This is a genomic window from Amycolatopsis heterodermiae (assembly GCF_034929455.1).
Classification (GTDB): domain Bacteria; phylum Actinomycetota; class Actinomycetes; order Mycobacteriales; family Pseudonocardiaceae; genus Amycolatopsis; species Amycolatopsis heterodermiae.
Map to the genome: position 1 here is coordinate 396,531 of NZ_JAYFSI010000005.1, position 13,601 is coordinate 410,131.

General features: G+C 70.5%; 10 protein-coding genes. 2 read left to right on the forward strand and 8 right to left on the reverse strand.

Translation table 11 applies throughout. The annotated features are described in order from the left end of the window. Positions 1–19: 19 nt before the first annotated feature. The 3 genes from VA596_RS24015 to VA596_RS24025 form a co-directional block, all read right to left on the reverse strand. Positions 20–841: a hypothetical protein gene (locus VA596_RS24015; RefSeq protein ID WP_323330219.1), complete on the reverse strand. Its 822-nt coding sequence runs from the start codon at positions 839–841 to the stop codon at positions 20–22. A 543-nt stretch (positions 842–1,384) separates the two neighbouring features. Further along, positions 1,385–1,525, reverse strand: a complete 141-nt coding sequence (locus VA596_RS24020) for a hypothetical protein (RefSeq protein WP_323330221.1) — start codon at positions 1,523–1,525, stop codon at positions 1,385–1,387. Between the two features lie 407 nt (positions 1,526–1,932). Beyond that, positions 1,933–2,532, reverse strand: a complete 600-nt coding sequence (locus VA596_RS24025) for a TetR/AcrR family transcriptional regulator (protein ID WP_323330223.1) — start codon at positions 2,530–2,532, stop codon at positions 1,933–1,935. 109 nt (positions 2,533–2,641) lie between these two features. Between VA596_RS24025 and VA596_RS24030 the strand changes: the two genes are divergently transcribed. Beyond that, a complete protein-coding gene (locus VA596_RS24030) occupies positions 2,642–3,337 on the forward strand; it encodes an SDR family NAD(P)-dependent oxidoreductase (RefSeq protein ID WP_323330226.1) in 696 nt (231 codons plus the stop codon). A 306-nt stretch (positions 3,338–3,643) separates the two neighbouring features. Here the strand turns inward: VA596_RS24030 and VA596_RS24035 are convergent, their stop codons facing one another. From VA596_RS24035 to VA596_RS24055, 5 genes are all read right to left on the reverse strand, one after another. Continuing rightward, positions 3,644–4,654 (reverse strand): helix-turn-helix transcriptional regulator, encoded by a 1,011-nt coding sequence (locus tag VA596_RS24035; RefSeq protein WP_323330227.1) that lies wholly within the window; start codon positions 4,652–4,654, stop codon positions 3,644–3,646. Positions 4,655–4,868: 214 nt separating this feature from the next. Further along, positions 4,869–5,699, reverse strand: a complete 831-nt coding sequence (locus VA596_RS24040) for an MEDS domain-containing protein (protein ID WP_323330229.1) — start codon at positions 5,697–5,699, stop codon at positions 4,869–4,871. A 268-nt stretch (positions 5,700–5,967) separates the two neighbouring features. Further along, entirely contained in the window at positions 5,968–7,965 is a 1,998-nt protein-coding gene (locus tag VA596_RS24045; RefSeq protein WP_323330231.1) for a SpoIIE family protein phosphatase, read from the reverse strand. Between the two features lie 1,404 nt (positions 7,966–9,369). Continuing rightward, on the reverse strand, positions 9,370–11,244 hold the full coding sequence (locus tag VA596_RS24050) for a Calx-beta domain-containing protein (protein ID WP_323330233.1): 1,875 nt from the start codon (positions 11,242–11,244) through the stop codon (positions 9,370–9,372). A gap of 124 nt (positions 11,245–11,368) precedes the next feature. Then, positions 11,369–11,638, reverse strand: coding sequence for a hypothetical protein (locus VA596_RS24055; RefSeq protein ID WP_323330235.1), 270 nt, complete (start codon positions 11,636–11,638; stop codon positions 11,369–11,371). 436 nt (positions 11,639–12,074) lie between these two features. On the opposite strand from VA596_RS24055, the gene VA596_RS24060 reads away from it, so the two are divergent. Further along, complete coding sequence (locus VA596_RS24060; RefSeq protein ID WP_323330237.1) at positions 12,075–13,301, forward strand: cytochrome P450 family protein; 1,227 nt, start codon at positions 12,075–12,077, stop codon at positions 13,299–13,301. Positions 13,302–13,601: the final 300 nt, after the last annotated feature.

Below are 13,601 nucleotides of genomic sequence, written 5' to 3' on the forward strand. Positions count from 1 at the left end.
CGCCGGGGCCACACCCGTTTCACGGTTCCCAGCGGATCCCGATCCGGCCCACGACGTCGGCCTCGGCAACGTGCACGGTCCCACCGGAGTCCGGCACCAGCTCGCGGCCGGCGTCCTCGGCGTGGACACGGACGCACTGCGCCGGCAGCTCGGCGAACCGGGCTTCGAGCAGGTAGTCGCGCACCGGCCGGTCGAAGATCCGTACGTACCCCCGCGCGACGGGGTGGGCCGGGAACGTCGCGCGGTATTCGACGACGACGGACTCGCCGGGTGCGGGCGGTGAGTCCAGCACGAGTTCGGCGGTCAGCCGGTCGTGGTCCAGGTCGTGCTCGACGATGCCGACACGGCAGTTGCGGTCCGCGAAGATCTTCGGCGCGACGCCCGGTTCGAAGTGCCACCGCACGGGCCAGCGGTCCAGCCCGGCTCCGGTGGCGCGCAGCACGACGCGGGCCCGGACGGCCGAGAGCCCGCCAAGCGCGTCGATCTCCGCTTGGTCGTGCTGGCTCACGGTCACCAGCTGCCCGGCCCGGCCACGGACCGGAGCCCGGCCACGCGGGCGTGGCGGCCCGAGCAGGATCCCGAGCGACCCGGCGGGCAGCTCGAGCACCTGCTCCAGTCCGGCAAGGACACGCAGGGACTCAGCGCGTTCCGGCCGGCGACGGCCCGACTGCCAGAGGCTCAACGTGGGCACGCTGACCGAAAGCCCACGCCGCGCGAGCCGGTGGCGGATACGGTCGAGCGACAGCCCGCGGGCGGCGATCGCCGCCCGCAGCGCGGCCGGGAACGGCCCGTGTGCGAGCAGGTGGTCGAGGTCGGCCGGCCGTTCGGTGGCGCGGTGCATGAGGGCTCCTCGGGACGGATCGGTCGCGGAGACACGCTCAGCGACAACAGACCCGTCTCGCGGGCACCTTCGGACACGGTCGTGTGAGACGCCATCCCGTTGCTATGCACCGAAAGTAAGAACACGTGCGTAAAGTGTCAACGATGTCCGAATCATGAACATCACTCACGACACACCTTGCCAAGTCGCTCACGGCAAACTCTGGGATCGGCCCGGCAACAGCGGGATCATCGAGGGACAGTGCTGCTTGTCGTTCGAACGTCCGCACATCACGTCCGCGAACACCTCGATGTGCTGTGACCCTGCTACGCAGTGAAGAGGTCGAACGCCGCGCCATGCATTCAGCTCGGCAGGAGATCGTCGACACCCCGGCAAGCACGTCGCCGTCCGCGCTGGTCTGGGCCCTCGGACCGAGGATGCTGCGGATCGACTGCCCGGCACGGACGGCAGCGAACCAACGTCGGCGCGGTCCGGTGTGCGGCACCTCGGCGAGGGTCGCGTCATGCTCGACTTCGGCCAGCAGCCCGGCGCCAATCCGGATGATCAGCGGGTTGCCCAGCCGGCGCGGAAGATGGCGAACAGCTCAAGCGGGTAGGTGCGCAGAGCGCCGGTGTCCAACGTGGGCGGCAACGCGTCGGCGACCTTGCCCCGGATCAGCTCGGAAAGCTGAAGACGCCTCGACAAGCCGCATCCGCACCGCACTCGCGCGAAGCGCCGACGTAAACCCTACGGAGCGGCTCTCACCGGAGCTCGGCAAGTCAGTCAGGTCGTGAGGGACCAGTACTCGGATCCTTCGATCTTCCCGAAGATCTCCTGCTACCGGCCGAACGCTACTGCTCTCATCACCCAGCCAGGCGAGCAGCCCGAACCGCAACGCCGCCCACGACCAGCCACAACCTCCTGCGTCCGACACGCACAGCACACCAACCCGCACGGACCAGTCGCGAATCAGCCGAAGGGCTGCACCAGCGCGGAATTCCCGGCCGTAGCGAACGCACCCTTGTGCCGCGAGCCGGTCGAAAACGGATGTCCGCGCGCGCTCCAGTGCCGAGGCCGAAGCAGCGCCCTGCGGCCCAGCCGGCCGGCAGCACTCAGTCAGCGCGGGGCCGGAGCAGGTCCTCGCAGAGAGTGTCCACGAGGCCGCGGGGAACGCTCGCCCCCGTGAGGGCACAGTAGACGACCGGACCCAGCAGCGCGTCGATCGTGGCGTCGGGGCCGAGCTTGGGGGCGATCTCGCCGGCTTCGGTGCCGGTGGCGAGCAGCTCGCGCTCCCGGACGCGGCGCGGGCCGAGGAAGCGCTCGTGCAGGCTCTTCGCCGTGCCGGGATCGTGCTGCGCCTCGGCGAGGAGGGCGAGCAGGACCTTGCCGGCGGGATCACGGGTGACGAACCGGGCGAAACCACGCACGTAGCCGCGGATGCTGTCCGCCGTCGGGCTGCCGGCCGGGACCGGCAGCCGCTTCTCGCTGTCCTCGATCAGCGTGTCGAGGAGGATCTCGACCTTCGAAGGCCACCAGCGGTAGATCGTCTGCTTGGCGACGCCGGCCCGGCGGGCGATGGCCTCGACGGTCAGCGCCCCGAAACCGTGCTCGACGAGCAGGTCGTCCGCAGCGTGGAGCACGGCCAGGCGCGCGGCGTCGTCGCGCCGGTTGCCGGAGTGCACCCGGCGGGGCTGAGGCTTTGCGGCGGACATGCGCGACACGATACCCGGCGCCACCGGTGTCACAACGTCGAGACGCGACGTCTTGTCTAGACGCGACGTCTCGTCTAGGTTGAGGTTTCCACCCCCCGAAGGAGTCGTTGTGTTCCCTGATGCCCACCGCCATGCCCTCGTCATCGGCGCCTCGCGAGGGCTGGGGCTCGTCCTCGCCGTCGAACTCACCCGGCGCGGCTGGCGGGTGACCGCCACGACCCGCACCAGCGGCGGCGAGCTGCGTGCGCACGCCGCCGGCTCGGCGGGACGGCTGACGGTCGAAACCCTGGAGATGACCAGCTCCGCGCAGCTGACCGCGCTGCGCGAGCGCCTGTCGGGCCACCACTTCGGCCTGCTGTTCGTCAACGCGGCGATCGACCGCGGCAACCTGCCGATCAGCGAGGTCCCGGCCGAGATGTTCACCGAGGTGATGACCACCAACGCGCTGAGCCCCCTGCACACCCTCGAGGCCCTGCGCGCGCTCGTGGTGCCCGGCGGCACCGTCGCGGTGATGTCCTCCGAACAGGGCAGCGTCTCACGCAACACCGAGGACGGCTTCGAGCTCTACAAGGCCAGCAAAGCTGCGCTCAACCAGCTGATGCGCAGCTACGCCACGCGTTACGCCGACGACGGGCACACCAAGCTGCTCATCGACCCCGGCCACAACCGGACCCGGCTCGGCGGCCCCGGCGCTCCTCTCGTCGCCGAGGAGACCATCCCGGCCGTCGTCGACGTCCTCGAGGCCCAAGCCGGCGCGCCGGGGCTGCAGTTCCTGGACCGTCGCGGCGAGGTCGTACCCTGGTAACGCCTCATCCGGCGCGCATGTGGAGGCTTGACCGCTCAATCCCCACCGCCGCTCACTCCGAGACGGCTGGACGCCTTCTGAGCAAGAGAAGACTGGCCACCCCTGCCAGCGCCGCGCAGCACGCGACCGCGACCACGGTGGGGGTGAAGGCGTGCGCCGACGCCGCGGCACCTGGTCCGTGCCGCAAAGACAGGTAGAGGGTGCCGAGCGTGGCGACCCCGACGACCTGCCCGAGCTGCAAATGTGCCGGGTACCCCGGCGACGGTCCACTAAACGCCTCGCCGTCAACCGCACGCCCGGCAGGCGCTACGCGTCACGGTCCAGGGTTTGGCTCGGCAGGACCCCGTAGGCGTTGCGATACCCGGTGGCGAACCGGCCCGGGTTCGAGAACCCCCACCGATAAGCGGTCGCGGTGACCGAGCCGTGCCCTCGGTCGGTGGCGAGCAGCTCGTGGTGGGCACGGTCGAGGCGGACCCGGCGCAGGTAGGCCATCGGCGTTGTGCCGAGGTGACGGCGGAACGCCAGCTGGACGGCGCGGGGGGTGACGAACGCCGCGGCGGCGACGTCGGCGACGGTGATGTCGGTGTGGGCGTTGTCGTCGATGAACGCGATGGCGCGGCGGAGAGTCTCAGGACGGGCATCGCGGCTGCCGGGGCCGAGGGGGTCCGTGCGGACGGTGCCGGGGAAGACTTCGAGGATGGTGGCGGCCAGGTGCCGGGCGGCGCTGCCCATGATCAGCGGGCTGGCGGCGGCCAGTTCGTTCTCGAGCATGTCGTGCGCGTAGGTGGCGGTGCGCTTCCAGAGTGCGGCGGCGGCCGGGGAGACCGGGCGCAGGGTGTCGAACCGCAGCTCGGGCGGAGGCCGTCCGGGCAGGATCCCGGCGGCTTCGGCGAGGGCGTGGGCCGGCACGGTGAGGATCGTGGCGCGGAAGTCGAGGCAACGGACCTGGTAGTCCCCGTGCGGGAAGCTGCCCAGGAACGCGTCCCCAGGGACGTAGCGTTCGGTGTGCTTGCCCAGTTCCGCTTCGGTGCCGCCGGTGATCAGCGTGGTCACCGACACCTCGTCGGTGCCGTCGAGGTGCAAGGTCAGGTCCGGGGGCATGGTGAAGTCCACATAGCTCAGCCCGCCCGCGCTGACCTGGGAGATGGACACCGGCGACACCCGGGCCAGCCGGCCGGCTTTCGGTGGCTGGGCGCGGTACATCCGGTCGATGAAGTCCTGCGCCTCGTCCGGATCGGTGGTGGCGAACTGGAAACGCTGCCGCCCGCTGTCGGACGTCGTGCCGGAGTCGGGTTCCTGCGGTGGTTGCTCGGCCACGTTCGCTCCCGCGCTGCCTTACGGGCTACTGGTGTAGCGCCGGTGAACCGAAGGGTTTTCCCTCGTGCGCAACTTGTCAAGGCACGACGTGCGCGTCACCGGCGCAGCGCAGCCGGGCGCCATCCGGAACCGGAGCCGCGGCCCAACCAGGCAGGGCCGGTATTCCGGACATCGGCCACGTGGCTTTGGGCAGACTCCTCGCGGCCTCGCGCGGTCAGTTGTCCAGGACGATGACGCCGGAGGCGAGCAGTCCGGAAACGTGCAGTACACGCTGGACCAGCGGCCCGGCGTCGAGGAAACGCACCTGCTCTGCGCTTCGGCCGAGCGGCGCGGTGGCCGCGTCCAGCGCGCGCAGGCCGGCCGCGGACAGGAGCCTGAGGCCCGCGACGTCGACGGTGCGGACACCAGCCTGGATCGCCGCGCTCAGCACGGCGGCGAACCGGGCGGCATTGCTACTTTCGATCTCCCCGGTCAGGGTCAGCCGGTCACGGTGGCGGTAAGCGGCGAAGACGACGTCTTCCACCGCCGGTGCGTGCACCCTCAGCAGCCCATCGAGGTCGTCGTCGGTCTCGACAGCCAGGTCGTAGCGGCACAGCACGGCCACCGCCGCCGCGGCCGCCAGCTCGGTCAGGTCGCGTTCGTGCGCCATCCTGGCCGCCGGCTCCGGAGCGATGACCCGCAGCGCGGATCCGTCACAGGCCAGCGCCAGACCCGCGTAGCCCTCGGCGCGAGCGCGCCCGAGGTGCTCCTCGTGCCACGCGCGCAGCGCGGCAGGCCGCCCGCCGGTATCGGCGAACACGTCCGCCGCATCGACCGGCGTGACACTGCCGGGATCACGGCCAGCCGATCCGATCAGCTCGGCCACAGGCCAGGCGAGCCCGGTGTACTTGCACAGGACCCGGAACCCCCGGTCGAGGGCGGCACCGACCCACGCTCCGGTCCGCTCCCGCGCAACCCGCGGCGAGCGGTGGACCAGCATCGAATGCCCTTCGGCCGACATCGCCGCCGGGCTGTCGCACGAGGACTGCTCGGCATCCGTCGCCACCACTCACCCCCTGCCCACAACGAGCCGTCGAACCAAGCTCCGGACCACCACCGTGGCCCGCTCGAACGGACACCCGCACCACACCGAGCGAAATCACGGGAGACAGAAAACGAACCACGGCATCCGCACCGGCAACACCGTCGAGCCCCGGACAGCCGGCGGCTGCGCCGCCACGCCGTTTCCGTAACGCTCGCGGCACCCAGGGATCGGTGAAGATTTGGTCCAGCTCGCCGCTGTTCCCGCGGGCCACGGAATCGGCGGCGTCAGATCAGCCGGCGTCGTCGGATTCCGTGTCGGGGTCGAGAGTCCGGTGAGGCAGGTCCACCAGCGTCATGACCATGTCGGCGTTGCCGCCGACCGGGGCGAACAGCACGAGCTCGGTGTGGTTGCCCCGGTGCAGCGCGGCGAGCTTGTGCAGCACCGCGACTCCGGCGCTGGCCAGGTGGGTGACACCGGTCAGGTCAACCGTGAGCGAGCGGGCACCAGTGGAACCGGCGGTGAGGATCTCGTGTTCGACGGTGGCGGCGGTGGCGCCGTCGATCGGGCCGTCGATCCGCAGCCGCGGTTCGGGCGCCGACGGCTGGTCCAGAACGATCAGCGGGTCGGCCTGCGGTGCCGGCCGCGCACCGGCGGCCGGCCCCCGGGATTCGGCGGTGAGCAGCCTGGCCGGCCGGTTCAGCCGGTGACGGACGATCGCGGTGGTGCCGTGCGCGTCGTGATCCAGCTGCAGGCTGTCCACGACGCCGGAGGTCACGTGCAGCCCGAGACCACGATCGGGCGAAGGCCGGGGCTCGCGCCATCGCCCCTGGTCGATGACCCGCACCTCCAGCCGGCCGGTGCTGTCGAGCGCGGCGGTGACGGTGACCGGGTGGGTGTCCGGAGAGTCGAGGTAGGCGTGGTCGATCGCGTTGGTGACCAGCTCCACCACGGCGTGCCGGAGCGCGTCGATGTCCGGACGGGCGACCCGGGCGGTGGTCAGCCACTCGTCCAGGCCGGTGCGAAGGGTGACCAACGAATCGGTGTCGGCGGGAACAGTCAGGGCGAACCCGGCCGGCGCCGGGGTGAGCTGGGCCGCCAGCAGGGTGATGTCGTCGTCGTGCCCGGTGGCGCGGATCATCAGCTCGATGGTCTGCTCGCAGACCCGCTCGACGGTCAGGCCGGGACTGCCGGGCAGGGCCCGGTCGGCGGTGACGTCGGCGGCAACCCGCGCGAGGTCGACCGTGCTCGTGCTCAGCTCCTGGCCGGGGCGTTCCAGGATGCCGTCGGAGTAGAGCAGCACCAGGTCACCGGTGGTCAGCTGGGTGGTAGCGGACGCGCGGTCTCCCTCGAAGCCCAAGGGGCCGCCGGCGGTGGTGTCGAGGTAACGCCCCTTGTCCTCGTCGCCGGCCGGTACGAGCAGCGGAGGTGGGTGGCCTGCCGTGGTGTAGGTCAGCTGCCCGGTGGCGGGGTCGAGCACCGCGACGCAGACGGTGGCCGCGCGAGCCCCCGGGATCCGGGCGGTCGCCGCGTCCGCGGCCTGCACGGCGGCGAGGACGTCGCCGGTGCCGGCGAGGTGCTCCTCCAGGACGATGCGCAGCTGGCCCATGGTCGCCGAGGCGCTCACGCCGTGGCCGACGACGTCGCCGACGACCAGCGCGACGCGGCCGTCCTCCAGCGCCAGAGCGTCGTACCAGTCGCCTCCCGCTGCGGTGTCGGCGTCGGCGAGCAGGTAGCTGGCGGCGATCTGCGCCCGTGGGAGAACCGGCACTCCGGCGGGCAGCAGCTCACGCTGCAGCGTGTCGATCACGTCGCGGGCCTGGGCGTAGCGGGCCTCGGCGACGTCGGCGCGTTCCTGGGTGGCGCGCCGCTGCCGCTCCTGCTCGGTGACGTCGACGACCTGGGCGATGACGCCGGTGACCTCGCCGTCGGCACCCCGTTGCGGGACGGCGGTGACGTCGACGAACACCTCGATCCGCCGGCCCTGCTGCTCGAACTGGGCCCGCATCGCCCGCACGTCCAGGGGGTTGCCCGTGCGGTAGACGCCGGCGAACATCTCGAAGATCTGCTGCCCCATCGTCTCCGGGTACACCTCGCGGAACGGCAGGCCGATCATCTCCGACCGCCCCGCCAGGACGCGGTAGGCGGCGGTCGTGGCGGTGACTTCCAGCTCCGGACCGGCCATCGCGAGCACCAGCACCGGCATGGCGTCGAACACCCGCCGCACGTCCTCCTCGCGCCCGATCTGCCGATCCGCGACCGCGTCGTACTCGTTGCCTTCAGAAGTCACTCGTTCCTCGCCTCCGCAGCCGAGCGCCCACCGTGATTCAGCAGAAATATCAGGGCTGTGATACCCGCGCAGCCCGTGGCCAAGCCTGTCGGCCACTTCGGGCAGGCCGCGTCACCCGCCACCCCCGGTCGCCGCGCGTTGTCCCCCTGGGCGGGGCGTTCGACACCCCAATCACAAGGCCGTGACCAACGAGCTACGGCATGCATTGACGGATCTCCCCCGCGGACTTGTCCGCGGGGGAGATCACCCACGCTCTCGACACCAGCTACCGAGCCGCTGAGCCGCCCAGACGTGCAGTCACGACCAGCCTGGGGGTGATGACATGAACGAGCAGACGACATCCGTCCAGCGGTGCAGGACACACCGTGCGGCCCGGATGCCGGCTTCACGCAGGTGAAGGCCGCGAGCGCGGACCCGATCCGCCACGGCTTTCCGGCCTGCCACGTGGTGCTGCGACTGCGTCCGGACGCCCTGATCGTCAACGACTTGAGTCACACCGTCTGCGCACCTGCAGCAGCTTCGAGCCGGCCGTCCGGTGCGGCGCACCAACGGCCAGGCAGGTTTGACGCCGAGCAGATCTCTGCGGACCCCCGGTGTGTTTCGCCGACTATCCCGTCTACGAAACCTCTTACACCGACGCGAGGGGAACGCATGGAGCGTAAATCATGGGGAGTTCGACCGCGGCGACTCACCGTCTCGCGTCCCCATGGCGATCCAGTGGTCGTCACCTTCGCCGGTGAGTTGGATTCCGGCACAGTACTCATCGTGGTACGCGCGATCGGCGCCATTCTCACCAGCTGCCCATCACCGAAAACCATCATGCCGCAGCCTTTCTCGGCCGGTGGATTGGACCGGGTGCTGGACATCTACCCCGACCGGACGTCGGCGCTACGCGTCGACGAGAGAACCCGCCCACGCGATCCGGTCATGCGCCCTGATCGGAGATTTCGGCCATCGGTCCTCCTCGGTGCGGTTGATCATGATTGGCAGATCGCCCTGATGAGGTCTGACAAACGCCAGATCCGGCGTCGGGCGATTCCCGAACCACCGTACGGACTCGCACTGTCCGGATCGTCGACACGGCCCGGGAGGTGCCGGTGAGCCATGAGACGCACGTTGTCCTCATCTCGGGCGGGCTTGCCGATCACCTTGAAAGCCTTCGGGTCGAGATGCCCGGGCGCCACGCTTCTGTGGTCCTCGAGTCCGAATGCCGGCGCGGCAACTGCAGGACGCCGGCCAGGCGCCGCACGTTGTCCATCCGGCGATCCGGCCTGGTCGCGGGCGTAGCGCAGAACCGCGGGGTAGTCGCGGCGCAGCGCTCACCGAAAGGCAGCCGCCGGAGTTCCGCCACGCGTGAACCGCGGCCGGGGCGGGGTTTCGCCCGCCCCGGCCCGGTTCACCGGATCACCGCCGGCAGGGGTCGCCGGCCGGGTGCGCGACGGTTCCGTGCACGTCGGCCTGGGACTCCGCCAGCACGATCTTCGCCAGCGCGGTGTCCAGCGCCACCGCCTGCTGCTTCACCACGCCACCCGAAACGGTCTGGCCGTTCAGCTTCAGCGAGCCGATCACCAGCGGGATCGTCAACGGGGCCGAACCGACCGTGACCGAGACACCGTTGATCTTCAGCGACGCCACGTTCGAGCTGCCGGTCAACACCGGGGCGAGCCCGCCCGTGGCCGGCTGGCAGGTCGCCGCCGCCTGGGACTGGATCACGCCCAGCTCGATCGTCAGCCCGACCGTGCTGATCACCGTCTTGTCGATCTTGGCCGACGCCTGCGCGTGGTCACCGGCCGCCGGGGCCACGGACTGGTTGTCCGGGGTCAGGTCGGTCGACGACGTCAGAGCGTGGGTCTGCACCTGGATCAGGCCGGCGTTGAGCGTCGCGTCGAGGACGGTCTTGCTGTCGTCGGCGCACGGCAGGTTCTGCGGGTTCGCCACGGCGGCGGTGACGCCGAGGACGTTCGCCGCTGTGCCGGTGCAGGAGAAGGCGCCGTCCCGGTCGTCGTCGACGATCGTGCCCACACCCGTCGGGTCGACCAGTCCCGCGCCCACCGGGGCCGAGAGGGTCACGGTGAACGTCTCGTCCGGCTCGTCGACGGTGTCCGGGTTGACCGGCACCGTCACCGGCTTGCTCGTCTCACCCGGCGCGAACGTGACGTCGCCACTGGTGGCGGCGTAGTCGGCTGGCGCGGTGGCGGTGCCGTTCGCGGTGGCGTAGTGGACGCTCACCGGGTTCGGGCTCACCCCGCCGAGCAGGGACACGGTGAAGGTGGCCGGCACCGGCGCCCCGCCCGAACCTTCGGCCACCGTGACGTCGTTGATGCTCAGGCCGAGCACGCGCACGGTGGTCGTCTCGACGAAACCGCGGGACATGCCGTCGACCAGGTAGTCGACCGAGCAGTGATAGGTGCCTGGGGCGGCGCCGGCCGCGGTGGCGATCGTCTCGGTGAACGTCGCGACGTCACCGCTGGTCACCTTGGCGCTCGCCGGGGCGTTCGTGAGCGTCAGCTGCGGGTCGCACGTGGTGACGTGCGGGGTCACGGTGACCTCGATGGACTTGATGCCGGTCAGGATGGCCTGGGACACCTGGTTCGAGGGCACGTTGTTCAGCAGGACACCCCCGGTGGCGTCGGCGATGGCGCTGGCCTGCCCGTCGGCGTCGAGGTTGCCGACGTTGACCGCGACGACGCGGATGTTCGCCGCCTTCAGCGCGGCGATCGTGTCGGCCAGCGAGTGCCCGCCGCTGGGGTCGTGCGACGGCGCGTCGCCGAACCAGGCGACGATGCGGGTGCCGTCGGGGCGGAAGGTGACCGCGCCGGTGGCCAGCTGGTAGAGCGCGTTGAGGTCGGCTTCGGGAAGGTCACCCCCGCCGGAGGCCACCCATTGGTTCGTGCCCGCCTGGACCGCGGCGGTGTCGCCGGTGATGCCCTGGTTGACCTTGAACGGCACCGAGTCGGTGAAGTCCTTGTACTCGGCGACGCCGAACTGGGCGGTCGGCTGCGCGGCGAGCACGTCGCCGGTGATGGCGTTGGCGTTGGTCCGCACGTTCGTGATCGCGCCGCCCATGCTGCCCGTGGTGTCGGCGAGCAGGACGAGGTCCGGGTTCGGCGGGACGGCGGAGGTGGTGACGTGCTTGGTGACGGTCGTGCTCTGCCCGGCGGCGAGTGTGAGGTCGACGGTGGCCGGGTCGACGCCCGGCGGCGCGGCGGCCGCCACCGCGGTCGGGGCGAGCAACGCGCCGACCGCGGCGAGGGCGACGAAAACTGATCTTCGCGACATGGGTTTCCCTTCGGGCACCGGCGAACGGCCGGATTCGGTGTGGGGTTCCTGTGAAGAGACGGAATACCCGGGAATTCGTTAGCCGGTCCCGGAAACGTCACTCGGAGCGCCCTGCGTCAAGGCCTCAACGGGCTACCGGCGTGCGCACAGGACCACGCAGATCATGGCCGAAATGCGCCGAACGATCGAAATCCGCCGGGAAACTGTCACACTTCGGAGTGACGAAGATTGCGTTTTCCGAAACAGTGAGTGTCGGGATTTCCGCTGATGCACCGGTTTGGCGCGAGAAGTGAACCCGGATGTCGTAGCGCGGACAGGTGAGCGCCGGCTCCGCGGCCGTCGAACCGGCCGACGTCAGATGAGCGAGTGACCACACCGACTGGAACCTGCTCACCGCACGGCGTGAACGCTCAGCGCTCGGCCGCCCCGCCGCGAAACCGCATTAATTACCCATCGTTCACCTGATCCGGGCGCCAATATCCCCCACGCGGGTGACTTCACTGGGCTGGCGGATTAGTGCCGGTTGCGCGTCATTTCACTCGTTGAGGGCACGCGAGCCGCGTCCTCGCGGTGGCAGACTTATCAATGCTGCCGAACGGCGATCCTTGGGAGGGGTAACGCCACAACGGGAACCCGGAAGGCGCTGGCCGATTCAGGCGGCAACAGTCCACTCGGCCGCGGCGCACCTTTCCTGCAGCGTGGGGTTTGGACGCTCTTGAATCGAGCGCGACCGTGATCTGCATCCTGGACGCGCACTGATCCGCAGCCGGTATTCCGTATCCGAGTTCGGCCGGGGTCCACGCGAGAACCGACGGGGGGGGGGAATGAGAATGGAACAGCCGATCACGCTCGACGTCACCGCCTCCGACGTGCACGCCGAAGGCGCCCGCCTGCGGGAACGGGGGCCGGTCACCCGGATCGAACTGCCCGGTGGCGTTCCGGCCTGGGCCGCTACCGGCAACGATGTCCTGCGTCGGCTGCTGGCCGACCCTCGGGTGTCCAAGGACGCGGTGCAGCATTGGCCCGCGTTCACCAACGGGGAAATCGATGAAGACTGGCCGCTGCGGATCTGGGTGTCGATCCGGAACATGTTCACCGCCTACGGCGCCGACCACCGGCGGCTGCGTTCCCTGACCGCCGCCGCCTTCACCGCCCGCCGCACCGAGGCGCTCCGCCCGAACGTCGACGAAATCACCCGGGACCTGCTCGACGCCCTCGACGCGGATTCCGGTGACGCGCCCGTCGACCTGCGGGCGCGGTACGCCTACCCGCTGCCGATCGAGGTCATCTGCCGCCTGTTCGGCGTCCCCGGCGACAAACAAGCCGGGATCCGCGAAGTAGTGGACAGCTTCTTCGACAGCGCGATCACCGAGCAACAAGCGCAGGCGAACGTGGCGGCGGCGTACGCCCTGTTCACCGACCTGATCGCGCAGAAACGCGCCGCGCCCGCCGACGACCTGACCAGCGCCCTGATCGCCGCGCGCGACGACCGGGACGGCGCACTGACCGAAACCGAGCTCGTCGACACGCTGATGCTGATGATGACCGCCGGCCACGAGACCACGGTGAACCTGCTCGACCACGCCATCATCGCGCTGCTGACCCACCCCGATCAACTCGCCCTGGTCCGGTCAGGGCGACGATCCTGGACCGCCGTGGTGGAGGAGACGCTGCGCTGGCAGGCACCGATCCCGTACACGCCCCTGCGGTACGCGGTCGAGGACATCGAGGTAGACGGCACAGTGATCCGGCGCGGCGATGCGATCCTGGTCGGCTTCGGCGCCGCCGGACGCGACCCCGCCCAGCACGGCGACACCGCCGACGAGTTCGACATCACCCGTCCGGCCGCACCGCACCTCACCTTCGGCTACGGCGTACACCACTGCCCCGGCGCGCCGCTGGCCCGGCTCGAAGCCGAAGTGGCGCTCCCCGCGCTGTTCGACCGCTTCCCGGACCTGACCCTCGCCGTGCCGACGGAGAACCTGACCACCCTGCCCACGTTCCTGTCCAACGGGCACACCAGCCTGCCCGTCCGCCTCCGGCCCGCACCTCGCTGACACCGAAACCGCGAACACGGACGCCTGGCTCGCGGAGCCCACGAAACCGCACCCCGAGGAAAGCACGCCAATCTGCAGAATTGTTCAGCGCCCGCTCGCCGCGGCGACGAGCGGGCGGAGCCCGCTGACAGCGCGGGTCGACGTGACACCCCTCGGCGCAGAGGGCGCGGTTCGCAGTCGACCACGCAGCTTCGTCACCGAAGCTCGTTCGGGCCGTTCGGGGAAGCCGGTGCAGCGCGCCGAGGGGACGCGATGGTGCGGATCGCACTTCCCCTGCGGCCGCACCATCGCAGTGGGATT

Excerpts from the sequence above, each read along its gene's own strand:
- VA596_RS24015 (WP_323330219.1), bottom strand. The coding sequence starts at position 841 with ATGCACCGCGCCACCGAACGGCCGGCCGACCTCGACCACCTGCTCGCA.
- VA596_RS24025 (WP_323330223.1), bottom strand. The coding sequence starts at position 2,532 with ATGTCCGCCGCAAAGCCTCAGCCCCGCCGGGTGCACTCCGGCAACCGG.
- VA596_RS24050 (WP_323330233.1), bottom strand. The coding sequence starts at position 11,244 with ATGTCGCGAAGATCAGTTTTCGTCGCCCTCGCCGCGGTCGGCGCGTTG.
- VA596_RS24060 (WP_323330237.1), top strand. The coding sequence starts at position 12,075 with ATGGAACAGCCGATCACGCTCGACGTCACCGCCTCCGACGTGCACGCC.